At 71.9% G+C, this 23,119-nt stretch carries 22 protein-coding genes; 10 read left to right on the plus strand and 12 right to left on the minus strand.

The window, feature by feature from the left end; genetic code table 11:
- The first annotated feature begins 186 nt into the window (after positions 1-186).
- A complete protein-coding gene (locus KME66_RS22830) occupies positions 187-1,008 on the plus strand; it encodes a phosphatase (protein WP_073216287.1) in 822 nt (273 codons plus the stop codon).
- A 22-nt stretch (positions 1,009-1,030) separates the two neighbouring features.
- On the opposite strand, the gene KME66_RS22835 is transcribed toward KME66_RS22830, so the two are convergent.
- From KME66_RS22835 to KME66_RS22845, 3 genes are all read right to left on the minus strand, one after another.
- Positions 1,031-2,008 carry a cation diffusion facilitator family transporter gene (locus tag KME66_RS22835; protein ID WP_216325356.1) on the minus strand — a complete coding sequence of 326 codons (978 nt, stop codon included), beginning with the start codon at positions 2,006-2,008 and terminating at the stop codon, positions 1,031-1,033.
- 115 nt (positions 2,009-2,123) lie between these two features.
- Entirely contained in the window at positions 2,124-3,008 is an 885-nt protein-coding gene (locus KME66_RS22840) for an acyl-CoA thioesterase II (protein WP_073216293.1), read from the minus strand.
- A 17-nt stretch (positions 3,009-3,025) separates the two neighbouring features.
- The gene (locus KME66_RS22845; RefSeq protein WP_006124701.1) at positions 3,026-4,183 is read right to left on the minus strand and encodes an acyl-CoA dehydrogenase family protein; all 1,158 of its coding nucleotides are present in this window, start codon (positions 4,181-4,183) and stop codon (positions 3,026-3,028) included.
- A gap of 216 nt (positions 4,184-4,399) precedes the next feature.
- Between KME66_RS22845 and KME66_RS22850 the strand changes: the two genes are divergently transcribed.
- The 3 genes from KME66_RS22850 (at position 4,400) to KME66_RS22860 (ending at position 7,766) form a co-directional block, all read left to right on the plus strand.
- The gene (locus KME66_RS22850; protein WP_073216299.1) at positions 4,400-4,819 is read left to right on the plus strand and encodes a helix-turn-helix transcriptional regulator; all 420 of its coding nucleotides are present in this window, start codon (positions 4,400-4,402) and stop codon (positions 4,817-4,819) included.
- A 10-nt stretch (positions 4,820-4,829) separates the two neighbouring features.
- Positions 4,830-5,243 (plus strand): VOC family protein, encoded by a 414-nt coding sequence (locus tag KME66_RS22855; RefSeq protein WP_073217072.1) that lies wholly within the window; start codon positions 4,830-4,832, stop codon positions 5,241-5,243.
- A gap of 132 nt (positions 5,244-5,375) precedes the next feature.
- Positions 5,376-7,766, plus strand: coding sequence for an excinuclease ABC subunit UvrA (locus KME66_RS22860; RefSeq protein ID WP_073216300.1), 2,391 nt, complete (start codon positions 5,376-5,378; stop codon positions 7,764-7,766).
- A 31-nt stretch (positions 7,767-7,797) separates the two neighbouring features.
- Here KME66_RS22860 and KME66_RS22865 read toward each other — a convergent pair whose 3' ends face one another.
- Both KME66_RS22865 and KME66_RS22870 read right to left on the minus strand, forming a co-directional pair.
- The gene (locus KME66_RS22865; RefSeq protein ID WP_216325359.1) at positions 7,798-8,019 is read right to left on the minus strand and encodes a DUF397 domain-containing protein; all 222 of its coding nucleotides are present in this window, start codon (positions 8,017-8,019) and stop codon (positions 7,798-7,800) included.
- A complete protein-coding gene (locus KME66_RS22870; protein ID WP_216325362.1) occupies positions 7,952-8,812 on the minus strand; it encodes a helix-turn-helix transcriptional regulator in 861 nt (286 codons plus the stop codon). Before KME66_RS22870 ends, KME66_RS22865 begins: the two co-directional genes overlap by 68 nt.
- Before the next feature lie 133 nt (positions 8,813-8,945).
- On the opposite strand from KME66_RS22870, the gene KME66_RS22875 reads away from it, so the two are divergent.
- Positions 8,946-9,290 carry a hypothetical protein gene (locus KME66_RS22875; protein WP_216325365.1) on the plus strand — a complete coding sequence of 115 codons (345 nt, stop codon included), beginning with the start codon at positions 8,946-8,948 and terminating at the stop codon, positions 9,288-9,290.
- A 196-nt stretch (positions 9,291-9,486) separates the two neighbouring features.
- Positions 9,487-10,071, plus strand: coding sequence for a GNAT family N-acetyltransferase (locus KME66_RS22880; protein ID WP_216325368.1), 585 nt, complete (start codon positions 9,487-9,489; stop codon positions 10,069-10,071).
- Positions 10,072-10,080: 9 nt separating this feature from the next.
- Here KME66_RS22880 and KME66_RS22885 read toward each other — a convergent pair whose 3' ends face one another.
- The 6 genes from KME66_RS22885 to KME66_RS22910 all read right to left on the minus strand — a co-directional run bounded on the left by KME66_RS22885 (position 10,081) and on the right by KME66_RS22910 (position 16,001).
- Complete coding sequence (locus KME66_RS22885; RefSeq protein WP_216325372.1) at positions 10,081-10,998, minus strand: alpha/beta hydrolase; 918 nt, start codon at positions 10,996-10,998, stop codon at positions 10,081-10,083.
- 390 nt (positions 10,999-11,388) lie between these two features.
- Positions 11,389-12,075: a cytidylate kinase family protein gene (locus tag KME66_RS22890; RefSeq protein ID WP_216325375.1), complete on the minus strand. Its 687-nt coding sequence runs from the start codon at positions 12,073-12,075 to the stop codon at positions 11,389-11,391.
- Positions 12,076-12,130: 55 nt separating this feature from the next.
- Positions 12,131-12,436 (minus strand): hypothetical protein, encoded by a 306-nt coding sequence (locus KME66_RS22895; protein WP_216325378.1) that lies wholly within the window; start codon positions 12,434-12,436, stop codon positions 12,131-12,133.
- Positions 12,433-13,353, minus strand: a complete 921-nt coding sequence (locus KME66_RS22900; RefSeq protein WP_216325380.1) for a trans-aconitate 2-methyltransferase — start codon at positions 13,351-13,353, stop codon at positions 12,433-12,435. The genes KME66_RS22895 and KME66_RS22900 overlap by 4 nt, the downstream gene beginning before the upstream one ends.
- 339 nt (positions 13,354-13,692) lie before the next feature.
- Positions 13,693-14,907: an MFS transporter gene (locus tag KME66_RS22905; protein WP_216325383.1), complete on the minus strand. Its 1,215-nt coding sequence runs from the start codon at positions 14,905-14,907 to the stop codon at positions 13,693-13,695.
- Complete coding sequence (locus KME66_RS22910) at positions 14,904-16,001, minus strand: NAD(P)/FAD-dependent oxidoreductase (protein WP_253208450.1); 1,098 nt, start codon at positions 15,999-16,001, stop codon at positions 14,904-14,906. Before KME66_RS22910 ends, KME66_RS22905 begins: the two co-directional genes overlap by 4 nt.
- Here KME66_RS22910 and KME66_RS22915 point away from each other — a divergent pair.
- The gene (locus KME66_RS22915; RefSeq protein ID WP_216325386.1) at positions 16,000-16,578 is read left to right on the plus strand and encodes a helix-turn-helix domain-containing protein; all 579 of its coding nucleotides are present in this window, start codon (positions 16,000-16,002) and stop codon (positions 16,576-16,578) included. The two genes, KME66_RS22910 and KME66_RS22915, sit on opposite strands and share 2 nt — an antisense overlap.
- Before the next feature lie 238 nt (positions 16,579-16,816).
- Here the strand turns inward: KME66_RS22915 and KME66_RS22920 are convergent, their stop codons facing one another.
- On the minus strand, positions 16,817-18,355 hold the full coding sequence (locus KME66_RS22920; protein ID WP_216325389.1) for a PucR family transcriptional regulator: 1,539 nt from the start codon (positions 18,353-18,355) through the stop codon (positions 16,817-16,819).
- Positions 18,356-18,474: 119 nt separating this feature from the next.
- Here KME66_RS22920 and KME66_RS22925 point away from each other — a divergent pair, with 119 nt between their 5' ends.
- From KME66_RS22925 to KME66_RS22935, 3 genes are all read left to right on the plus strand, one after another.
- The gene (locus tag KME66_RS22925) at positions 18,475-19,968 is read left to right on the plus strand and encodes a sodium:solute symporter (RefSeq protein WP_216325392.1); all 1,494 of its coding nucleotides are present in this window, start codon (positions 18,475-18,477) and stop codon (positions 19,966-19,968) included.
- A 155-nt stretch (positions 19,969-20,123) separates the two neighbouring features.
- Complete coding sequence (gene speB, locus KME66_RS22930) at positions 20,124-21,113, plus strand: agmatinase (protein WP_073216335.1); 990 nt, start codon at positions 20,124-20,126, stop codon at positions 21,111-21,113.
- Entirely contained in the window at positions 21,110-22,792 is a 1,683-nt protein-coding gene (locus KME66_RS22935; RefSeq protein WP_216325395.1) for a thiamine pyrophosphate-binding protein, read from the plus strand. The genes speB and KME66_RS22935 overlap by 4 nt, the downstream gene beginning before the upstream one ends.
- The last annotated feature ends 327 nt before the right edge of the window (positions 22,793-23,119 follow it).

Raw genomic sequence — 23,119 nt, forward strand, 5'->3', positions numbered from 1 at the left:
GTGAACAGTCCCGGAAGACTTACGGGGGCTGCCCCGGGCCGACCGTCGGAGGAGGGCTTCGCGCCGAAGGGCGCCCCTGCGCCGGGCGTTCCGCCGGATCCGCCGGCCGGACCGTCCGCCCGGTGGGTCCCGTCCGTTGATCAGGACACCGGGCACACCCCGCACACCGGGCGGCACAATGGGTCCATGCCGATACCCAGCCGCGCCGCCCTCGTCGACCACCTCGTCCGTACGCGTATCGCGGGGGACGTCGCCACGCCACGCGACAACAACCTCTCCCACTACCGCAAGCTCGCCAACGGCGACCGCCACTACTGGCTCGGCCTGGAGCTCGGCGACCGCTGGACCGACGAGCAGGACGTCCTCGCCGTGATGGCCGAGCGCTGCGGGGTGATCGACGATCCCGCACACCGGCAGGGCCAGGACACCATCGACCCCGAGCTGACGGTGGACGCCCTGGAGCGGATGGCGGCCCGCCTGCGCAAGGCCGCCGACGGCCGTGAGCGGGTCCTGTTCGCCACCGGGCACCCGGGCGGCCTGCTGGACGTGCACCGGCAGACGGCGGACGCGCTGCGCCGGGCCGGCTGCGAGATCGTCCGCATCCCGTCCGGGCTGATCGCGGACGAGGGCATGGTCTTCCAGTTCGCCGACGTCGCGATGCTGGAACGCGGCGCGACCCTCTGGCACACCCACTCCCCGGCCCCGATGGCCGCCATCCTCGACGCCATGGCCGATCTGGGCCGACCGCTGCCCGACCTGGTCGTCGCCGACCACGGCTGGGCGGGCTGCGCGGGGCAGCGGGGGCTGGACGCGATCGGTTACGCCGACTGCAACGACCCGGCCCTCTTCCTCGCCGAGTCGGAGGGCACCCTCCAGGTCACGGTCCCGCTGGACGACCATGTCACCGACCCGCGCTTCTACGACCCGATGACGGACTACCTGCTGCACGCGGCGGGGCTGCTGGAGGACGACGGCGCGCCGGTGCGGGAGCCCGAGCCGACGGCGTAGGGGGTGCCCGGGGGCCGGGCGGTCAGGGCGCGGGAGGCCGCCGCCGCGCCCGCCCCGGCGTCGGGTCCAGATACACCCGCCGGACGGACGGGAACCGCGCGCGCAACCGGTCCTCCGCCTCCTCGCAGGCCCCCTCGACCTCGGCCGCGGTGGCCGTGTCCCGGAAGTCGACCTTCGCGGCGATCAGGATCTCGTCCGGCCCCTGGATCAGCGTGGTCAGCTCCAGGACGTCCACGACGTGCGGCACCGACAGCAGCTCCTCGCGCACCCCGGACCGCAGCGCCGGAGGCAGCGGCCGCCCGATCAGCAGCTGGGCGTTGGACCGGCCGAGCACCCAGGCGACGTACACGAGCAGCAGGCCGATCAGACAGGACGCGATGCCGTCCCAGACGCCCGAGCCGGAGAGCTGCCCGCCCAGCAGGCCCCCCGCCGCCAGCAGCAGCCCGATCAGGGCCGCCGAATCCTCCATCACGACGGCCTTCACGGCCGTGTCGGGGGTGTGGCGCAGGTAGTACGCGTCCGGCACCCGCAGCCGGGACGCCTCGCGCCGCACCTGCTTGGCCCCGGTGCGCAGCGACCAGCCCTCCAGCAGGAAGGCGACGGCCAGGACGATGTAGGAGAGGAGCGGGTCGCCCAGCTCCTCGCCCGCGACCAGGGTGTGCACCCCGTCGTAGACCGAGAAGACGGCCCCGCCGACGAAGGTGGCGATCGAGGCGAGCATCGCCCCGATGTAGCGCTCGGGGCCGTATCCGAGGGGGTGGTCCTCGTCGGCCGGCTTCCCGCTCCGCTTGAGGGCGGTGAGGAGCATGAGCTCCGTGACGGTGTCGGCCACCGAGTGCGCCGCCTCGGAGAGCATCGCGCTGGAGCCGCTGACCAGACCGGAGACGGTCTTGGCCACGGCGATGCCGAGGTTGGCGAGGGCCGCCACGATCACGGTGAAGGCGGACTCCCCGCCGCCGGATTCCCCGCCCGTCTCCCCGCTCGCCTGCGCGTCGCTCATGGTGGGGAGTATGTCGGAATCATGGCTTCGGAGGCTGTTCATCCCCGCGGGATGCGCGTCATCCGGGCGGGATGCGCGTCATCCCCGCGAGGTGCCCATCCCCGCGAGGTGTGCGTCATCCCCGCGGGATACGGACGACGCCCTCCTGGATGACCGTGATCGCGAGGCTGCCGTCGGCGGTGTAGATGCGGGCCTGGCCCAGCCCCCGGCCGCCGGAGGCCGACGGCGACTCCTGGTCGTACAGCAGCCACTCGTCCGCCCGGAACGGCCGGTGGAACCACATCGCGTGGTCCAGGCTGGCCCCCACCACGTCCCCGACCGCCCAGCCGCCCCGCCCGTGGGCGAGGAGCACCGAGTCGAGCAGGGTCATGTCCGAGACGTACGTCGCCATGCAGACGTGCAGCAGCGGATCGTCGGCCAGCTTGCCGTTGGTCCGGAACCACACCTGGGAACGGGGCTCGCGCTGCTCGCCCACCGTGCCGAACGGCGGCGCGTCCGCATACCGCAGGTCCACCGCCTGCCGCGCCTCGATCAGCCGGTCCACGACACGGGGATCGCTGAAGCGGTCCGCGTAGCGGGGCAGCATCTCGGCGGCCGTCGGCAGCGTCTCCGGGTCCGGCGCCGCAGGCATGGGGGCCTGGTGCTCCATGCCCTCCTCGTGCGTCTGGAAGGACGCGGAGAGGTGGAAGATCGGCTGCCCGTGCTGGACGGCGACGACACGGCGGGTGGTGAAGGACCTCCCGTCGCGGATGCGGTCGACGGTGTAGACGATGGGCGCGCCCGGGTCGCCGGCCCGCAGGAAGTAGGAGTGCAGGGAGTGGGCTCCCCGGTCGGCGGGGACGGTGCGGCCCGCGGCGACGAGCGCCTGGGCCGCGACCTGGCCGCCGAACACCCGGGGGACGAGGGCGCTGCGGCTCTCGCCCCGGAAGATGTCCCGCTCGATCTGCTCCAGGTCGAGCAGGTGGAGCAGATCGAGCAGGGGATCGGGACTCTCGTTCATGGAGGGAAGGTAATCCCTTACAGGCCCATGGACTTGGCGATGATCGACTTCATGACCTCGCTGGTGCCGCCGTAGATGCGGTTGACGCGGTTGTCCGCGTACAGGCGGGCGATCGGGTACTCGTTCATGAAGCCGTAGCCGCCGTGCAGCTGGAGGCAGCGGTCGATGACGCGGTGCGCGACCTCGGTGCAGAACAGCTTCGCGGAGGCGGCCTCCGCCGCCGTGAGCTCACCGGCGTCCAGGGCCTCCAGCGCACGGTCGGCGACGGCCTGGGCCGCGTCCACCTCGGCCTGGCAGGCGGCCAGCTCGAACTTGGTGTTCTGGAACGAGGCGACGGTCTTGCCGAACACCGTGCGGTCCTGGACGTACTCCTTGGCGAACCGGACGGCCGCCGCGGCCTGGGCGTACGCGCCGAAGGCGATGCCCCAGCGCTCGGAGGCCAGGTTGGTGCCGAGGTAGCCGAAGCCCTTGTTCTCCTCGCCCATGAGGTCCTCGACCGGGACCTTGACGTCGACGAACGCCAGCTCGGCGGTGTCGGAGACCTTCAGGCCGAGCTTGTCGAGCTTGCGGCCGACCGAGTAGCCCTCGGACTTCGTGTCGACGGCGAAGAGGGAGATGCCGAAGCGGCGGTCGTCCTCGCGGGGGGCGGCGGTGCGGGCGCAGACGATGACGCGGTCGGCGTGGACACCGCCGGTGATGAAGGTCTTCGCGCCGTTGAGGACGTAGTGCGTGCCGTCCTCGGAGAGCTTCGCGGTGGTCTTCATGCCCGCGACGTCGGAGCCGGTGCCCGGCTCGGTCATCGCGAGGGCCCACATCTCCTCGCCGGTCGCGAACTTCGGCAGCCAGCGCTTCTTCTGCTCGTCGGTGGCGAGCATCTTGATGTAGGGGAGGCCGAGCAGGGTGTGCACGCCGGAGCCGCCGAAGGAGACGCCCGCGCGAGCGGTCTCCTCGTAGATGACGGCCTCGTACTTGTGCGAGTCGATGCCCGCGCCGCCGTACTCCTCGTCGACCTCGATGCCGAAGACGCCCAGCTCACCGAGCTTGAGGTAGAAGTCGCGCGGAGCCTGGCCCGCGGCGAACCACTCGTCGTAGACCGGCACGACCTCGGCCGCGATGAAGGCGCGGATGGTCTCCCGGAACGCCTCGTGGTCCTCGTTGAATACCGTACGGCGCACGGGATGCCTCCTAGGTCGGCAGTTGGTTCGCGGAAACTCGCGGAACATGGCTAAGCGCTTGCTCAGACTTCCTTCGAAGTTACCCGCCGGTTGCGGCCGCTGTCCAGGGTGACGCTCGGCACGCGACGGACCGGGCGGCGGCCCTCATGTCGGTGGCGTGGGGCAGTATCGGAGGGAGACCGAGGCACCGAGGCGGTGACGGGGAGGATGGTGGGAGTGAGGCTGGAGGACCTGGCCCGGCTGCGGCGGGCCCGTGACCGCATGGACCGGGAGTACGCCGAACCGCTCGACGTCCCCTCGCTGGCCCGCGACGCCCTGATGTCGGCCGGCCACTTCTCCCGCAGCTTCCGTGCCGCCTTCGGCGAGACCCCGTACAGCTATCTCATGACCCGCCGCATCGAGCGGGCCAAAGCACTGCTGCGCCGGGGCGACCTGTCGGTCACGGACGTCTGCTTCGCCGTCGGCTGTACGTCGCTGGGCTCGTTCAGCTCGCGTTTCACGGAGCTGGTCGGGGAGAGCCCCAGCGCCTACCGGGCCCGCCCCCACGAAGCCGGCGAGGCCATTCCCGCGTGCGTCGCCAAGATGCTGACGCGACCTGTCAGGAATGGAGAAGCGGATCGAAAGCCCCGCCCGTAGCGTGAGTCCCATGGATATCAAGCTCTCGCAGTGCTTCATCGCCGTCGACGACCACGACAAGGCGCTCGCCTTCTACCGCGACGCCCTGGGAATGGAGGTGCGCAACGACGTCGGGTTCGAAGGCATGCGCTGGGTGACCGTCGCGTCTCCCGCACAGCCGGACGTGGAGATCGTCCTGGAGCCCCCGCTCGCCGACCCGAACGCCCCGGCCGCCGACCGGCAGACCATGGCCGAGCTGCTCGCCAAGGGCATGCTGCGCGGCGTCATCCTCTCCTCCGAGGACGTGGACGCGGCCTTCGAACAGGTCCGCGCCGCAGGCGGCGAAGTCCTCCAGGAGCCGATCGACCAGCCGTACGGGGTCCGCGACTGCGCCTTCCGTGACCCCTCCGGCAACATGCTGCGCATCACCCAGGCCAAGAAGTAGCACCCGCCGTCGGACTCCGGGGCCGGAGCCAGGCATTCCGGCCCCGGCCCCGGCGCACGGACCGTAGGCTCCGCACCAGTGATCCAGTAGTCCCGTGCGCACCAGCAATCCGGTAATGGAGAGACGACGAGCATGGCTCCGAGAACGAAGACCCCGCAGCCGCCCGCGCCGCACGCTGCCGACAGCCACGACCTGATCCGCGTGCACGGCGCGCGGGAGAACAACCTCAAGGACGTCAGCATCGAGCTGCCGAAGCGCAGGCTGACGGTGTTCACCGGGGTCTCCGGTTCGGGCAAGAGCTCGCTGGTCTTCGCCACCATCGCCGCCGAGTCCCAGCGGCTGATCAACGAGACCTACCCCGCCTTCGTCCAGGGCTTCATGCCCACCCAGGCACGCCCCGACGTCGACGTGCTCGACGGACTGACGACCGCGATCATCGTCGACCAGCAGCGCATGGGCAGCGACCCCCGTTCCACGGTCGGTACCGCCACCGACGCCAACGCCATGCTGCGCATCCTCTTCAGCCGGCTCGGCAAGCCGCACATCGGCCCGCCCGGCGCGTTCGCCTTCAACGTCCCCTCGGTGACCGCCAGCGGCGCGATCACCGTCCAACGCGGCAACAAGAAGACGGAGAAGGCGACCTTCAGCCGCACGGGCGGCATGTGCCCCCGCTGCGAGGGCCGGGGCTCGGTCTCCGACATCGACCTCACCCAGCTCTACGACGACTCCAAGTCGATCTCCGAGGGCGCGTTCACCATCCCCGGCTGGAAGTCGGACAGCTGGTGGACCGTCCGGATCTACGCCGAGTCCGGCTTCCTCGACCCGAAGAAGCCGATCGCCAAGTTCACCAAGCGGGAGATGCAGGACTTCCTCTACAAGGAGCCGACCAAGGTGAAGGTCGAGGGCTCCACCCTCACCTTCGAGGGTCTGATCCCCAAGATCCAGAAGTCGTTCCTGTCCAAGGACCGCGAGGCGATGCAGCCCCACATCCGGGAGTTCGTCGACCGCGCGGTCACCTTCGCCACCTGCCCCGAGTGCGAGGGCACCCGGCTCACCGAGGGCGCCCGTTCCTCGAAGATCAACAAGATCTCCATCGCCGACGCCTGCGCGATGGAGATCCGCGACCTCGCGGAGTGGGTCCGCGGCCTGGACGAACCCTCGGTCGCCCCGCTCCTCGAAGCCCTCCAGCAGACCCTGGACTCCTTCGTGGAGATCGGCCTCGGCTACCTCGCCCTGGACCGGCCTGCCGGCACCCTGTCCGGCGGCGAGGCCCAGCGCGTCAAGATGATCCGCCACCTCGGCTCCTCGCTCACCGACGTCACGTACGTCTTCGACGAGCCGACCATCGGCCTCCACCCGCACGACATCCAGCGCATGAACGACCTGCTGCTGCGCCTGCGGGACAAGGGCAACACGGTCCTGGTCGTCGAGCACAAGCCGGAGACCATCGCGATCGCGGACCACGTGGTCGACCTCGGCCCCGGGGCCGGTACGGCGGGCGGCACCGTCTGCTTCGAAGGCACCCTGGAAGGGCTCCGCGCCTCCGACACCGTCACCGGCCGCCACCTCGACGACCGGGCGGCCCTCAAGGACGAGGTCCGCGAGCCCGCCGGCGCGCTGGAGATCCGGGGTGCGACGGCGCACAACCTCCAGGACGTCGACGTCGACATCCCGCTCGGCGTCCTCACCGTCATCACCGGCGTCGCCGGCTCCGGAAAGAGCTCGCTGGTCCACGGCTCGATCCCGGCGGGCGAGAACGTCATCTCCGTCGACCAGAGCCCCATCAAGGGGTCCCGCCGCAGCAACCCGGCCACGTACACCGGCCTCCTGGAGCCGATCCGCAAGGCCTTCGCCAAGGCCAACGGCGTGAAGCCCGCCCTGTTCAGCGCCAACTCCGAGGGCGCCTGCCCCACCTGCAACGGCGCGGGCGTCATCTTCACCGACCTCGGCGTCATGGCGAGTGTCTCCAGCCCCTGCGAGGACTGCGAGGGCAAGCGGTTCCAGCCCTCGGTCCTGGACTACCACCTCGGCGGCCGCGACATCAGCGAGGTCCTGGCGATGTCGGTCACGGAGGCCGAGGAGTTCTTCGGCTCCTCCGGCGAGGCGGCCCTCCCGGCCGCGCACAAGATCCTCGACCGCCTCGTGGACGTCGGCCTCGGCTACCTGAGCCTCGGCCAGCCGCTCACCACCCTGTCCGGCGGCGAACGCCAGCGCCTGAAGCTGGCCACGCACATGACCGACAAGGGCGGCGTCTACGTCCTCGACGAGCCGACCACCGGCCTGCACCTCGCGGACGTGGAGCAGCTCCTCGGCCTGCTGGACCGCCTGGTCGACTCCGGAAAGTCGGTGATCGTCATCGAGCACCACCAGGCGGTCATGGCCCACGCCGACTGGATCATCGACCTCGGCCCCGGCGCGGGCCACGACGGCGGCAAGGTCGTCTTCGAGGGCACCCCGGCCGACCTGGTCGCCGCCCGCCCGACCCTGACGGGCGAGCACCTGGCGGAGTACGTGGGGGAGTGAGGCCCGCGCCCTCTCCGCCTGCTCTCGCGGGTCAGGCGGAGAGGGCCCCGCGCTTGACCGCGTCCACGAAGGAGGTCCACCCTGCGGCGGGGATGAGCAGGGCGGGCCCGCCGGGGACCTTGGAGTCGCGGACGGGGATGGCGGTGGGGTGGTGGTCCTGGACTTCGAGGCAGCTGCCCGACTCGCTACCGCTGTAGGAGGACTTGCGCCAGCGGGTGGGCGAGAAGTCGGTCGGGGTGTTCCGCCTGGCCATGTTCTCTGTAGCCCTTCGCTGTTGCCTTCACCACTGCCAAAGAGTCGTCTCGTGACAGGGAGTCGCTCAGGGCAAGAGCGTAACGGCTCTGAAGTGCCTCGACTACGGCTGGCGAGTCGTGCAACTTCCCTACCCGCACTCCTTCGCTGTAGGCGACCGGCGGCTGGTCATCGAACCACAACAACGTCAGCATGCTTTCCAGCAACGAGTGGAACCCGGTCGACATGGGAAGCACGTGCGTGCGGATGAGCTTCGCTTCGGTGAGCTCGACGATGTGCTCCAGCTGCTCCGCCATGACCTTCGGTCCACCGATCGGACGTCGGAGCGATGCTTCGTCCAGGATCGCCCAGACCACAGGTGGCTTGGCGCCTTGGAAGATCTTCGCGCGATTCAGCCGTGCGACGACGGCCTTGTCACACTCCGTCGGGCTCAACGGTGGGAACGCCATGCCGAGGACGGTGCGTGCGTACGCCTCGGTCTGGAGGATGCCCGGGAGAAATGACAGGGCGAATTCGCGGATCATCGTCGCCTGTTGTTCGAGATGCCGCGCCGCGCCGAAGTAGTCCGCGAGGACGCCGTCGTCCTCCGCTCCCGGCCGGAAACTCGTGAGCACATTGCCCGTGCCCAGTACCAAATCCAACCGCCGGGCATCCTCCTCGCTCGGCATGCGACGCCCCGCCTCGATGTGCGAGATGTGCGACCGCGTCATCAACGCCAGCTCCGCGAGCTGCTGCTGGGTCAGGCCCGCCGCTTCCCGCTGCGCCTTCAACCATTTGCCATAGGTATTACTCACAGCTAACTCCCGTGCGACGAACGCGATGTCACCACAAACCCTCTGGCGAGCCTAGCCACGCTGCTCGCACGCTGTGAGTGGATCGCTACGCAGCGAAGAATTCACCCCCACTGCTCACGGAGTTGACGCCCCCATGAAAGAACAGCCGATGAACACCGTCCGCCTGCTCCCCTGGGCCGGCACGGCCGGCAGGCCCTGTTACGTCGTCGGCAACGGCGACGGCAAGGTCTCGCGTGAGGCCGACAAGGTCGAGGCCATGCAGCTCGGCATGGCGTACGACCTCCTCGACCACGCCGACGACCTGGTCGCGGACGACGGGTCCACGGCCGTCCAGCTCCGCCATGTAGCCGCCGCCCTCGCGCACTCGCTGCGGGACGTGCACCGGGTAGCCCGGAGCCGTGGCCTGCGGCTGGGGATTCCCGACGCCTTCGAGCCGGACCATCCGTCGGGCCCGGGGCTGGTCCGGCTGCGGCTGTAGAACTGCTGGTTGGCGGCAGAGTTGGCAGAGAGGCCACAGGACACGGACCCCCGGACCTCGGCCGCGCACAACACGCACTCCGCCCCATGCGGCAGCGGGTCCAGCACCCGGTGGCGTGCGCGCGAGGCCGTCGCGGCGTCCTCCGGGCCGGGCGTGACCTTGACGTACGGGTTCATCCGCAGGCGATCATGAGGTCATGGCCCGTACGTTGTCGACGCCACCCACCCTGGCCTCCGGCTGCCTCGCCGGAGCCCCGCAACCCGTGATCCCGGTAGCCGGTGACGGGCTTCTGCTGCGTCCGTGGGAGCGGGCCGACGCGCGGGCGTTCCTCTCCGCGTACGAGGAGACTCGCCGCTGGCACACGCACCGCCCCACGACGGTGGCCCAGGTGGAGGAGTGGTTCGACGGGTATCGCCAGGACTGGGAGCGGGAGAAGGGCTGCCACTGGGCTGTCGCGCGCGACAGCGGAGAGGTGCTCGGCCGGATGGCCTTGCGTCGCGTGGACCTCGCCGACGGCGCCGCGAACGCGGCGTACTGGGTGCTCCCGGCCGCACGCGGGGCCGGGGTCGCCTCCCGTGCCCTGGCGGCGGTCAGCGCGTGGGCGCTGGACGGCATCGGCTTCCAGCGGCTGGAGTTGGACCACTCGACGCGCAACGACGCCTCCTGCCGGGTCGCGACCAGGGCCGGTTTCCGGCTGGAGGGCACCAAGCGCAACGCGGCCGTGCACGACGACGGACGGCACGACATGCATCTGCACGCCCGCGTCAGGGGCGACCGTTGATGCGTCCGCTCAGCCGAACCGCTCGCTCAGCCAGGAGTTGATCCCGTCGAGCGCGGTCGCGGCCAGTGCGGTGGGATGGCCGGTGAAGCCGTGGGGGGAGGCGGGGTAGACGCGCAGCTCGACGTCGTTACCGGCCGCCGACAGCCGCCCCGCCATGGTCAGGTTGTCCTCCAGCAGGATGTCCTCGCTGCCGACGACCAGGAGTGCCGGAGGAAGGCCGCTCAGGTCGGCGTAGAGAGGTGAGATGTCGGGACGGGTGCGGTCGTGGTCAGGCACGTGGCCGACGTACGCCTGGATGAAGTACTCGTCCGCGATGAGGCGCCCGCTCGGGGTCCGCGCGCTCAGGTCCCAGGTGCCGAAGCGCAGCGCGGCCCCGGCGAACCGGTCGGCGACACCCCGGTCCCGCAGCCGGACGAGGGTCGCGAGGGCGAGGGTGGCTCCGGCGGAGCTCCCGCCGATCGTGAGCCGCGCGGTCCCGAAGCGGGCCTCGGCCTGCTCGACGAGCCGGAGCGCCACCGCTTCGCAGTCGTCGGGGGCGGCCGGCCAGGGGCGTTCGGGCGCGAGCCGGTAGTCGACGGCGACGACGGCGGAGTGCAGGGCCTCGGAGAGAGCCCGGTTGCGTACGTCGCTGTGCGCGGCGGAGTCCATGAAGAAGCCGCCGCCGTGGAGGTCCAGGTGGACACCCCGGGGTGGACCGCCGGACGGCAGGAAGATGCGGACCGGGACGCTTACTCCGGCGGCCTCGACCGTCTCTTCGAGGGGCGGCGGAACGACGGAACGGGGCGCGGGCTTCTTCGCCCGTGCCTCCTCCAGCTCCGCGAAGTCGGCGGGCCCCCGGCCCGGCGCCCGCGACCGGTAGAAGTCCCGGGCCGCGGCGATCTGTTCGGCGGGCACGTCCGCCACCAGTGCTTCCAGGGCGAATCGCATGGGCCGCTCCTCATCCGCTCGGGTCTCCGCCGGATGCTATCGGTGCCGCCGACCGGGCAGGCGCTCGGACGATCAAGCGCGGGGCGTGGGCGCGGCGTTCGCGGGTGTTCGCGGCGAGCCGGCGGTTCCCCACCGGGACGGAGGCGCCGTTCGCTGTGACGCGGATGCTGACCGGTGGATCACGCGCTCCCCGGATCGGTCGGGCCGGAAGATCGTCTCGTGGTGCTCGTCGGTGAGGGCCCGGTCCACCGTGAGGTGCGGCCCGGGGTGGTCGGGGTCCCGTGCGTGTGGTCGCCCCCGTCCTATGGCTCCCGTCCCGTCGGGCCGCGCCGACTCCTCCCGCCGTTCCCGGGGCATGCGCAGAGCAACGGCCCCATCCCGTGGATCTGGTCAGCGCGTTCGGATGTCCCAGGCCGGCCGTTGGAGTTCGTCGTTGTTGACGACGATGTCTGCGCGGTCTGTTGGGCCGGCCGTTGCGAAGTAGAGCTGCTGGGACGGGATGTAACGCTGGTGCCAGGCACGCTCGATCTCGGACGCGTCGGCCGCGGATCCGGCCAGCGCCTCACCTCGGGTCCGGGCGCGGTCCAGCGTCCGCTCGAACGCGGCAGACACGAAGACGCTGAGGTCCCAGCGGTCAACCAGCTCGGGGCGCAGGAGAAAGACGCCGTCGAAGAGCAGCACGGCGTCCGCGGGTGCTTCGGTCACGGGGAGGCGCAGCGGGGTGTCGGTCCCCCGGTCGTAGACCGACGGCTGGAACCTTCGGTCACCGGTTGGGCCCAGTGGGTCGAGCAGGACCCGGCACATCGTGTCGTGGTCGTGGCTGTCGAAGTAGCAGCCCTCGGGCGAGTACTTGCCGCGCTGATAGCGCTGCGCCTGGGGGAACAGGAAGCCCTCGATCGTCGCGCGGATGACGTCGCGGCCCCGTGCGCGCAGGACAACGGCCAGTTCGTCGGCCAGTGTCGTCTTGCCGGCGGCAGGCGGCCCGTCGATGGCGACGCGCACCGGGTGCGCGACCGGGACGGCCTCGATCGACTCGGCCAGGCGGCTGAGGAGTTCACTGCGCGGGCCGTTGTCCATGACTCCACCGTTCCTGTCCCGTGATGTGAGAACACACTACGGCCGGTCACGTGTGTCAGCCTGCGGCGGCCTCCTCACGCTCCATCAGGAAGCCCGTTCTCCGCACCTTTCCGCACCTGGCACCGGCGCGGACGAGGGCGACGAAGTGGGCTCTGGCGATCGCGCGCCGGTGTTCCTGAGCGGACTCGGCCAACGTGAACACCGTCGCGAGGGCCACGATGGGGTTGCCGACGCCGCGGGTGCCCCCTGTCCGCAGTCCGACCGTGGAGCATGCCGGCTCGACCGGGTTCGTTGTCCGCAGCTGCACCCGGCGCCGCGGGTGCCGGGCAGCCGGGGAGATCTCGGCGGCCCGCCTCCTCACGCCTTCGGACCGTCCTCGACGGGGCGGGCCATCCAGGTCCGGCGCACGGACCGTACGACGAGGTCGTCGCGGTGGCGTACGTCCTCGGGCCCGCCGCCGATGAGCCGGTCGAGCGCGGCCAGGTCATCGGCGCCGACGCGCCCGTCGAGCGAGCCGCGGATCCGCTCGAAGACCAGGAAGGCGTACCGGCCCGCCCCTTCGGGCAGCGGGGCGCGCAGCTCCCACGGCTCGGCCCGCTCCTGCTCGACGCAGAAGCCGGCGGCCGTCAGCAGGGAGCCCCAGTCGGCGCCCCGGTGCGGCAACCGCTCGGCGTGCAGGCCGTCGAGCGCGGCGCGGCAGCGGGTCTCCAGCCTGCCCGGTTCCCCGTCCTCGGGCAGGAAGGACGGCATCCCGTCCACCTCCGCGACGGCCAGCAGCCCTCCGGGGCGCAGTGCGGCGCGGATGCCGGCCAGGGCGGTCCCGGGGTCGTCCAGATGGTGCAGGGAGGCCGACGCCCAGACGAGGTCGGCGCCGACCACTCCCGGCAGGCCGGCACCGGCGTCGGCCTCCAGCGTGCGCACACGGTCGCCCAGCCCCCGGTCGCGGGCCGCCGAGGCGAGCCGCTCCAGCATCGCGGGGGAGCTGTCGACGGCGGTCACGCGGGCGGTCGGGAACTGCTCCAGCAGGGCGAACGTGCCCGTCCCGGTACCCGAGCCGAGGTCGACGATGTGCCGGACGTCGTCACCGGCCAGACAGGCGATGCGCCCGGTGAGCGCGGTCAGGTGAGGCGCGAAGAGGGCGGCGTCGAGGTCGAGGATCTCGGGAAGGCCGTTCGGGGTGGTGTCGGAGGCGTGGGTGTGGTCGTGGGCATGCGCGGAAGGCTTTCCGTGCTGGTGCTGGTGCTGGTGCTGGTGCTGGTGCTGGTGTGCGTGAGCCATGCGATCGAGCGTACGGCCTCCTGCGTTTGGCGCATTCTTTCTTGCCGATAACGCAAGAAGATGGCGCTGGAGCCGACCGCGCAGGCAATGCGCGGCCGACTCGCAGCCGGCCTCCGGGCAACCGGCGGGCCGCCTCGTGCGCATCCGGGGGACGGCCCTTGCGCACCTCTTGATTCCGTACCGCTCCGGCGGCTTCGTCCCGCTCGCCCTCACGGCGACCGCCGCACCGGTCTCTCCGGTACGGCGGTCCCGGCCGGGGCTCGTCCTGGAGATGCGCTCCCGGACGGCCCGCGCGTACGGACTCCTTGTTCCTGGCCCCGACCTCGCTGAGGAAGCAGGTCAGACGCCGGCAGCCGGTCGGGCCTGGCGTGCCCGGTCAAGGAGGATGAGCGGCACGGCGGCCGCACCGAGGGCGGCCCCGATCAGGCACACCGAGTTGAGAGCCGCGCCCTGGGTGAGGGAGACGGCGGCCAGGGCGGGCGTGATGCTGATGCCCAGCTGGAACGCCGACACGGTAGCGGCGCCGGCCAGGGTCGGTGCGTCGGCCGCGACGGTGAAGACGCGCCCGTAGATGGCCGGGTTCACCACGAACGCGGCGATGCCGATCAGAACGACCGTGGGAACCACCGCCCAGACGTGCTCGATCGCGACGGCCATGACGGCCGAGAGGATCACGATCGCCGACGCCCCGGTCAGAAGTGCGAGGTGAGGGCGCTGGTCGGAGATGCGGCCGCCGATGGACAGGCCGATGAAGGCGCCGATCCCGAAGAGAGCGAGGATCGCCGGGATCCAGACCTCGGGCAGGGCGGTGATCTCTTCCAGCATGGCGGCCAGGTAGTTGAAGGTGATCATGTAGGCCGCGGTGGTCAGGATGGTGACCGCGAACATGCCCCAGAGCATCGGTCTCCGCAGGATGGAGAGCTCCCGCGACAGGTTCGGTCCGGTGAGCCGGGCGTGGCCCGACTCGGCCGCGGGCAGGTGGAGGAGACACCCGAGGATCCCGGCGAGCGTCAGGGCCACGACCACCCAGAAGCCCACCTGCCATTGGGTCAAGTGGCTGATCAGCGTCCCTGCGGGACCACCGGCGACCATGGCCGCACTGAGCCCGCTGACCACGACTCCCGAAGCCCGGGCGTTCCGGTCCGGTGTCACCAGACTGATCGCCGTCACCGTCGCGACGGCGAAGAAGCCCGCATAGGCGATGCCGGCAACCACTCTGCTCATCAGCAGGACCTGGTAGTCGCCCAGGAGTCCCACGACGATGCTGGCTGCGAAGACACCCTGGGTCACCATCAGCGTGGTGCGGCGGGGCCAGTGCAGACTGGCCATGGCGAAGAGCGGACCGCCGATCACGACCCCCAGCGCGAACGCTGTGATCAGGAAGCCGGCCGAGGAGAGCGTGACGTCCAGATCGGACGCCACCTCCGGCAGGATGCCGGCCAGCAGGAACTCGGCGGTGCCCATGGCGAAGAGGCTGAAGCCGAGCACGTACACACCGGCGGGCAGGCCGTCGGACGTCGGCTTTCGGGATGTCACCGCGGTGCCACTGGTCATCGGTGCACCCCTCCGGCGTCACGGTGCTGGTCCGGGACGGCGGCGGACAGCTCTTGTTCGAGAAGCCAGCCGGCCATGCCGATGCCGGCGGTCGATCCCGCGCCCGCAGCGGCGACGACCTGGGCTCGCGGATGGACGACGTTCCCCGCCGCCCACACCCCGGGTACATCCGTGGCACCTTGCTGGTCGACGGCAACCAGTCCGTTCTCGGGATTCTCGCCCGCGCCCACCATCTTCAGGACCGCGTCGTGCGGGACCGGGCGTGGTGCGACGAAGACGGCCCCGCACGACAACGCCTCGCCGCCGTCGAACTCGATCGTCATCGGTTCCCCGCCCGTGGGGTCGGCGGCGGACGACACCCGCGTGACGGGTGTGTCGACCAGTCGCACGCCGTACGCGGTGAGGCGTCGCCGTGCGGCGTCGCTGATCTCGGAGCCGTTCACGCAGAACGTCACCGACGAGCTGTGCCGGCGCATCAGCGCCGCGTGGTGAGCGGAGACGGCTCCCGCCGCACCGCCGATCACCGCGACGGCGCGACCCCGAAGCTCCCAGCCGTGGCAATGGGGGCAGTGGAGCACCTGCGAGGCCCACCGTTCGGCAAGGCCCGGGATGGCAGGCAGGTCGTCGGTCAGCCCGGTCGCCACGAGTACCGATCTGGTACGCAAGGTGCGGCCGTCGTCCAGGCGCAGGCGGAACGTGCCGTCCGGGATCCGGTGTGCTTCGGCCACCGAGGCCGGCAGGATCGTCCCGCCGTAACGAGCCAACTCCTTCCTGCCCTGTGTCACGAACTCCCCGGGCGCCATGCCGTCCCGGGTCAGGTACCCGTGCATGTGGTCGGCCAGGCGGTTTCTCGGTTCGCCACGGTCAACGACCACCGTGGCGAACCGCGCCCTCGCCAGCACGACTGCTGCCGTCAGGCCCGCGGCCCCACCGCCGATGACGACGGCGTCCCACAGGCCCTCCGGCGCCGATCCGCTTCCCGGCTGCGTTGTTGTGTCCATTCGGATCACCTCCATCGCCAGGATCGGAACGGATTGTCGGTTTCGACAAATACTTTTGCCGATTCCGGGACGCATGGGCAGGCTGCCTCCCATGGGCCGTCAACCGAGTGTCGATGCGGCGATCGAGCAGATCGCCCCCCGCCTGCGCAGCGCGCGCGACAGGAAGGGCGTCAGCCTGGCCGACCTCGCACGCGCCACGGGCATCTCGACCAGCACCCTGTCCCGGCTGGAGTCGGCGCAGCGCAAGCCGAGCCTCGAGCTTCTTCTGCCGGTCGTCGCGGCGCTCGGCATCCCCCTCGACGAGATCGTCGCCGCACCCCGCATCCATGACCCCCGTGTGCCGCAGCGCCCCACCACGAGAGACGGCCGGCAACTGATTCCGTTGTCGCGCCATCAGGGAGAGCCGCGCGCCTACAAGATGGTCATCCCCGCACACGACGAAGAGCCGCACCTGCGGGTCCACGCAGGGTACGAGTGGCTGTACGTGCTGCGCGGGCGACTTCGTGTGAAGCTGGGCGACCGCGACTTCGTCATGGGCGAGGGCGAAGCCGCCGAGTTCGACTGTCAGCTGCCGCACTGGTTCGGTGCCGCCGGACGCGGCAGCGTGGACGTGCTCAGCCTTTTCGGAAAGCAGGGCGAACGCATTCACCTCCGCACGCCCCGGCGCTGACGCAGGAGCACGTGGGCGCCGTGATCCGAGGCGGCGGGCGGCGCGGGGCAGCCTCGCCGAGGAGTTGCTTTCCGGTCCGGCAGGGGCAGGGGGCGACGCTCACCCCGGCAGCCGGCGCGTCGAAGTCACGTGCGTCGGGTTCGGGGAACCGGCTGCCGCCGGTGTCCTGAGACGGGATGTCGGGTCACTGCGGCAGACCGGGGGCCCTGGGGCACGCGCCGGGTTGCTCCTCCGCCGCTCACCCCCGCCGCAGCGCGAACCACAGCTCCGCCCGTACGTCCATGTCGTCCAGGTCGGCGTCGAGCAACTTCCCGCACCGCCCGACGCGTTGGCGCACGGTGTTGCGGTGGATGCCGAGCGCCACCGCCGTACGGTCCCAGTTGCCGTGCAGGGAGAGCCAGCAGCGCAGGGTGTCGGCCAGCGGCTCGGTGAGGGGGGCGAGGAGGGCGCGGGCGTGCGCGGCCGCCTGTTCGGGCGGGACCAGGGCGGCGAGGCCGCGCACGGGGGCGTCCACCGCCAGGGGGGCGCGGGTCGCCTGTGCGTGGGTCAGGGCGCGGGCGGCCAGGGCGTCGGCGGCGTCGAGCGCGGTGACGGGGGTAGGGGCGGACACGCCGAGCGTCCAGCCGGGCTGCGGGGTGATCCCGCCCGCCTCCGGCAGGGGCCGGACCGCCTCGCCCTGCGCCCCCGTGCCCGGCAGGAGCAGCCGTACGGCCTCGGGGCCCCCGCGTCCCGCGTCGACCAGGGCCGTGCCCAGCGACGCGCCCAGGGCGCCGGCCGTCAACGCGTCCGCCGGGGTGCCGTCCGTGCGGCGGGCGTGGACCACCCTCCAGGGGCCGGCCGCTCCGAGGAGCGGGGCCACTGCGGCGGGGTCGGCGCCCAGCAGCATGCGGACCAGGGCCGCCGAACGGCCCGCCGCGTCCGCGCCCTGGTGCGGGGCGGCCAGCAGCGACAGCAGGACCACCGCGATGCCCGCCACGGTGTGGTCGCCCGACTCCCGCTGCCCGGCCGCCAGAGCCAGGACCAGGCCCTCTCCGCCGCCCAGCGCGTACGCCGACAGATGCGTGCCGCCGTGGGTGTCGGTGGCCGACGCGGGGGAGCCGGGGCGTTCGCGCGCCACCACACGGGTCAGGCGGGACAGGGCTACCGCCGTCTCCGGGGGCAGGGGACGGCCCGCCGCGTGGACCTCCTCGCCCCGTGCCGTCAGCAGGACCGCCCGGCCGCCGAGCTGCGCCGCGAGCTGGTGCAGGACCGCCGGTACGGGGTCGGGGCGGGCCGCCGCCGTCGCCAGGGCCTGCTGGGCGCGGGTCACCCGGCGCAGCTCGCGGTGGCGCGCCTCGGCCATCAGCCGCCACACCGCCCGCGCGATCGCCGTGAACGGGGTCTCCGGCGGCACCTCCAGCAGCGGCAGGCCCTGCCGGTCGCACGCCTCCGTCAGTGCCCCGGGCACCGTCTCGTGCACCGGGCGCACCCCGAATCCCAGCGCCGCGGCCCCCGCCTCCACCAGTCGGCCGACGTAGTGGTCCGGGTCCGTCAGCAGCACCCCGGCGCTCAGCAGCAGCTCGCCACCGAGAAGGTACGGATACGGGTCCGCCATCTCCGAGGTGTGCACCCAGAGCAGCTCGGCCTCGGCCGGGCCCGCGATCCGGCGCAGCCCCAGGTCCTTGATCGCCAGCAGCTCCGCCAGGGGGATGGGCGGAGTCGGCGGGCCGGGGGGCGGGGACGGCGTCCCCGGGGCCGGGGGCAGTGGGGGAGTGGTGCCTGCGGGCGGGATCGGCATGGACGGTTCATCCATTCGGTGTGACGAGAATGGAGGAAACGTACACTTCAGCGTCGGCTTTCGGCCACCTACCGTCTTCCTCGCACGCACATCTGTTTGCCCGAGACGGAGGAAAGCCCATGGCTGTCGACTACGCCGTGATCGTCGTCTACCTGGCCGGCATGCTCGCCATGGGCTGGTGGGGCATGCGCCGCGCCAAGTCCAAGAGCGAGTTCCTGGTCGCCGGACGCCGCCTCGGGCCCGCCATGTACTCCGGCACCATCGCGGCCATCGTCCTCGGCGGCGCCTCCACCATCGGCGGCGTCGGCCTGGGCTACCAGTACGGGCTCTCCGGCGCGTGGATGGTCTTCACCATCGGCCTGGGGCTCCTGGCGCTGTCCGTCTTCTTCTCGGCGCGGATCGCCCGGCTGAAGGTCTACACCGTCTCGGAGATGCTCGACCTCCGCTACGGCGGACGGGCCGGAATCATCTCCGGCGTCGTGATGTGGGCGTACACCCTGATGCTCGCGGTCACCTCGACCATCGCGTACGCCACCATCTTCGACGTCCTGTTCGACGTGAACCGCACCGTCGCCATCGTCCTCGGCGGCGCCATCGTCGTCGCGTACTCGACGCTCGGCGGCATGTGGTCGATCACCCTGACCGACATGGTCCAGTTCGTCGTCAAGACCATCGGACTGCTGCTGCTCCTGCTGCCCATCGCGGTGGTCAAGGCGGGCGGCTTCAGCGAGATGAAGGCCCAGCTGCCGACCGAGTACTTCGACCCGCTCGGCATCGGCGGCGAGACGATCTTCACCTACGTGCTGATCTACACCTTCGGCATGCTCATCGGGCAGGACATCTGGCAGCGCGTCTTCACCGCGCGCAGCGACTCGACGGCGCGGTGGGGCGGGACGGTCGCCGGTACGTACTGCCTCGTCTACGCCATCGCCGGGGCCGTCATCGGCACCGCCGCCAAGGTGATGTACCCGAACCTCGCGAGCGCGGACACCGCCTTCGCGACGATCGTCAAGGACCAGCTGCCGATGGGGGTGCGCGGGCTCGTGCTGGCCGCCGCGCTGGCCGCCGTGATGTCGACCTCCTCCGGCGCGCTGATCGCCTGCGCCACGGTCGCCAACAACGACATCTGGTCCCGGCTGCGGGGCGTCGTCGGCCGGGGCGAGAGCGGCGGCGACGAGCCGCACGACGAGGTCAGGGGGAACCGGGCGTTCATCCTCATCATGGGCCTCGCCGTCATCGTCATCGCCATCGCGCTCAACGACGTGGTCGAGGCCCTGACCGTGGCCTACAACCTGCTGGTAGGCGGGCTGCTCGTGCCGATCATCGGCGGACTCCTGTGGCGGCGCGGCACCGCGGCCGGGGCGCTGTCGGCGGTGTGCGTGGGAGGTGTCGCGGTGATCGGGCTGATGTGGCACTACGGCATCCTCGCCAACCAGCCGATCTACTACGGGCTGCTGGCGTCGCTGGCCGTGTACGTCGTCGTCTCGCTGGCGACGCCGCCGACGGACGCGGCCGTGCTGGCCGAGTGGCGCGAGCGGCTGGCGGGCCGCGGCGAGCCCGCCCCGGAGACCCCGGACCAGGACCCGGCCCACCCCAGCCCGGCGAGGGCGTGAGGACGGAACCCTCGGGCCGGTCCCGGCCGGCCTCCAGGACGTCCTCCAACGCCGGACGGGCCGAGACCGGCCGCACGGGCCGAACGTCGCCGGGCAGGCCGAAGTGCCCGCACACTTGACACCGTACGAAACCGAAGGAAAGGCAAACCCCCCTCATGAGCAGCACCGATACGCCGCGCGGCCCCATCGACTCCTCCCGCGTCCCCCGGTACGCCGGGCCCGCGACGTTCGCCCGGCTGCCCCGCCTCGACGAGGTCGGGCGCACCGACGTCGCCGTGGTCGGCGTGCCCTTCGACACCGGGGTCTCCTACCGGCCCGGCGCCCGCTTCGGCGGCAACGCCATCCGGGAGGCCTCCCGGCTGCTGCGCCCGTACAACCCGGCCCAGGACGCCTCCCCGTTCGCCCTCGCCCAGGTCGCCGACGCCGGCGACATCGCGGCGAACCCGTTCAACATCAACGAGGCCGTCGAGACCGTCGAGGGCGCGGCCGACGACCTGCTGGGCACCGGCGCCCGCCTGATGACCCTCGGCGGCGACCACACCATCGCCCTGCCCCTCCTGCGCTCCGTCGCCAAGAAGCACGGACCCGTCGCCCTGCTCCACTTCGACGCGCACCTGGACACCTGGGACACCTACTTCGGCGCCGAGTACACCCACGGCACCCCGTTCCGGCGGGCCGTCGAGGAGGGCATCCTCGACACCTCCGCCCTCTCCCACGTCGGCACCCGCGGCCCCCTCTACGGCAAGCAGGACCTGACCGACGACGAGAAGATGGGCTTCGGCATCGTCACCTCCGCCGACGTCATGCGGCGCGGCGTCGACGAGGTCGCCGACCAGCTCCGTCAGCGCATCGGCGACCGGCCGCTGTACATCTCCATCGACATCGACGTCCTCGACCCCGCGCACGCCCCGGGCACCGGCACCCCCGAGGCCGGCGGTCTCACCTCCCGCGAACTGCTGGAGATCCTGCGCGGGCTCTCCTCCTGCCACCTGGTCTCCGCCGACCTGGTCGAGGTCGCCCCCGCGTACGACCACGCCGAGATCACCTCCGTGGCCGCCTCCCACGCCGCGTACGAGCTGACGACGATCATGTCCCGCCAGATCGCGGCCTCCAGGAGCTCCGAGAGCGCCGGGGACGCCCAGTGAGCCACGACCACGACGACCGGCCGCAGCTCGCCGCCGCCCAGGCCGCCGCCGTGCTGAACCCGCCGGCCGGCCGCAACGGCGGTGACCTCGTCGTCGAGTCCCTCCAGGGGCTCGGCGCGACCACCGTCTTCGGCCTGCCCGGTCAGCACGCGCTCGGCATGTTCGACGCGCTGCGCCGCTCCTCGCTCCGGTACGTCGGGCTCCGCGTCGAGAACAACGCCGGGTTCGCCGCCGACGCGTACGGCCGGATCACGGGCGAGGTCGCCCCGCTGCTGCTGTCGACCGGGCCCGGCGCGCTCACCTCGCTCGCCGCGCTCCAGGAGGCGGCCGCCGCCTCCGCGCCGGTCCTCGCGATCTCCAGCCAGATCCCGACGGCGGGGCTCGGCGGCGGGCGGCACGGCTATCTGCACGAGCTGCGCGACCAGCAGGCCTCCGTCCGGGACATCGTGAAATCCGTGCACACCGTGCGGACCGCGTCGCAGATCCCGTCCGCGATCGCCGCCGCCTGGGAGTCCGCGCTGACCGCCCCGCACGGGCCGGTCTGGGTGGAGATCCCGCAGGACGTGCTGCTGGCCGGGACGACGCTCCCCGTCGTCAGCGCCATGGACGCCACCCCGCGCGAGCTGTACCCGCGGCCCGAGCTGACAATCGCCGCCGCGCACCTGCTGTCCGAAGCCGAGCGGCCCGTGATCATCGCGGGCGGCGGCGTCGTGCGCTCCGACGCGTCGGGCAAGCTGCGGGCGCTGGCCGAGAAGATCGACGCGCCGGTCGTCACCACCTTCGGCGGCAAGGGCGCGTTCCCCTGGGACCACCCGCTGTCCCTGCGCTCCTGGCTGGAGGACCGGCACACCACCGACTTCCTGGAGGACGCGGACGTCCTGCTCGTCGTCGGCTCCGGCCTCGGCGAGCTCTCCTCGAACTACCACACCTTCCGCCCGCGCGGCCGGGTGATCCAGATCGAGGCGGACGCCGGGAAGCTGGAGTCCAACCACCCCGCCCTCGGCATCCACTCCGACGCCCGCGAGGCGCTGGCCGACCTCCTGGAGGCCGTCGAGCGCCGCGAGGACCCGGGCGCCGCCGAGCGCGTGCGTACGGTGCTGGAGAAGGTACGGGTCCGGATCGAGGCCCAGGACCTCACCCTGGAGCAGCAGGTCCTCGCGGCCGTCCGCGAGGCGCTGCCCGACGCCGCGCCCAGCTTCTGGGACATGACGATCCTGGCGTACTGGGCCTGGTCCGCGTTCGACGCCCGCCGCCCCAACACCATGCACTCCGCCCAGGGCGCCGGCGGCCTCGGCTACGGCTTCCCGGCCGCCATCGGAGCCGCCGCCGCCGACCCGACGAAGCCCGTGCTCGCGGTCTCCGGCGACGGGGGTGCGATGTACTCCATCGCGGAGCTGGCCACCGCGCGCCAGTACGATCTGCCGCTGACCTGGCTGATCGTCGACGACGGCGGCTACGGCATCCTCCGCGAGTACATGACGGGAGCCTTCGGCGAGTCCACGGGCACCGAGCTGGCCCGCCCGGACTTCGTCGCCCTGGCCGAGTCCTTCGGCGTCCCCGCGGTCCGGACCGGCCCGGACTCGCTCGCCGCCGACCTGTCGAAGGCCCTGGCGACCCCGGGGCCGTCGGTCGTCGTGCTTCCCGCGCTGCTGCGGATGTTCGAGCCGACGCATCTGTAGGCCGGGGCCTGGTGGTTCAGCCGGTGGCCGCCGTCCTCTCCGGGCCCGGGCCCGAGCCTGGGGCCGATGCCGGGTCCCGGTCCGCGCCCGTCGTCGCTTCGGCGGCGGGCGCGGACGCCCGTTCCGTGGCGGGCGGTTCCGGGCCGGCCCGGTCCGCGAGACGCCGGGAGCGGTCCGCCGGTCTCACCCGAAGGGGTGCTCTCCTTTCGGCGGTTGCCGTGTTCCCGAAGTGCCCCCCTGTGCTGCGGCGGGATGAAATCCGCCCCCCAGCGCGTTGGAGCCTTCCGGAAGATCGATCGGGACGGGAACGACCGGGACGGGGAGGCA

Origin of the sequence: Streptomyces sp. YPW6, assembly GCF_018866325.1 — a bacterium.
Classification (GTDB): Bacteria; Actinomycetota; Actinomycetes; order Streptomycetales; family Streptomycetaceae; genus Streptomyces.

Excerpts from the sequence above, each read along its gene's own strand:
- KME66_RS22865 (WP_216325359.1), bottom strand. The coding sequence starts at position 8,019 with ATGGCCAGGCGGAACACCCCGACCGACTTCTCGCCCACCCGCTGGCGC.
- KME66_RS22880 (WP_216325368.1), top strand. The coding sequence starts at position 9,487 with ATGGCCCGTACGTTGTCGACGCCACCCACCCTGGCCTCCGGCTGCCTC.
- KME66_RS22920 (WP_216325389.1), bottom strand. The coding sequence starts at position 18,355 with ATGCCGATCCCGCCCGCAGGCACCACTCCCCCACTGCCCCCGGCCCCG.
- KME66_RS22840 (WP_073216293.1), bottom strand. The coding sequence starts at position 3,008 with ATGAACGAGAGTCCCGATCCCCTGCTCGATCTGCTCCACCTGCTCGAC.
- KME66_RS22875 (WP_216325365.1), top strand. The coding sequence starts at position 8,946 with ATGAAAGAACAGCCGATGAACACCGTCCGCCTGCTCCCCTGGGCCGGC.
- KME66_RS22855 (WP_073217072.1), top strand. The coding sequence starts at position 4,830 with ATGGATATCAAGCTCTCGCAGTGCTTCATCGCCGTCGACGACCACGAC.
- KME66_RS22890 (WP_216325375.1), bottom strand. The coding sequence starts at position 12,075 with ATGGACAACGGCCCGCGCAGTGAACTCCTCAGCCGCCTGGCCGAGTCG.
- KME66_RS22915 (WP_216325386.1), top strand. The coding sequence starts at position 16,000 with ATGGGCCGTCAACCGAGTGTCGATGCGGCGATCGAGCAGATCGCCCCC.
- KME66_RS22860 (WP_073216300.1), top strand. The coding sequence starts at position 5,376 with ATGGCTCCGAGAACGAAGACCCCGCAGCCGCCCGCGCCGCACGCTGCC.
- KME66_RS22905 (WP_216325383.1), bottom strand. The coding sequence starts at position 14,907 with ATGACCAGTGGCACCGCGGTGACATCCCGAAAGCCGACGTCCGACGGC.
- KME66_RS22830 (WP_073216287.1), top strand. The coding sequence starts at position 187 with ATGCCGATACCCAGCCGCGCCGCCCTCGTCGACCACCTCGTCCGTACG.
- KME66_RS22835 (WP_216325356.1), bottom strand. The coding sequence starts at position 2,008 with ATGAGCGACGCGCAGGCGAGCGGGGAGACGGGCGGGGAATCCGGCGGC.
- KME66_RS22925 (WP_216325392.1), top strand. The coding sequence starts at position 18,475 with ATGGCTGTCGACTACGCCGTGATCGTCGTCTACCTGGCCGGCATGCTC.
- KME66_RS22910 (WP_253208450.1), bottom strand. The coding sequence starts at position 16,001 with ATGGGAGGCAGCCTGCCCATGCGTCCCGGAATCGGCAAAAGTATTTGT.
- KME66_RS22885 (WP_216325372.1), bottom strand. The coding sequence starts at position 10,998 with ATGCGATTCGCCCTGGAAGCACTGGTGGCGGACGTGCCCGCCGAACAG.
- KME66_RS22900 (WP_216325380.1), bottom strand. The coding sequence starts at position 13,353 with ATGGCTCACGCACACCAGCACCAGCACCAGCACCAGCACCAGCACCAG.
- speB (WP_073216335.1), top strand. The coding sequence starts at position 20,124 with ATGAGCAGCACCGATACGCCGCGCGGCCCCATCGACTCCTCCCGCGTC.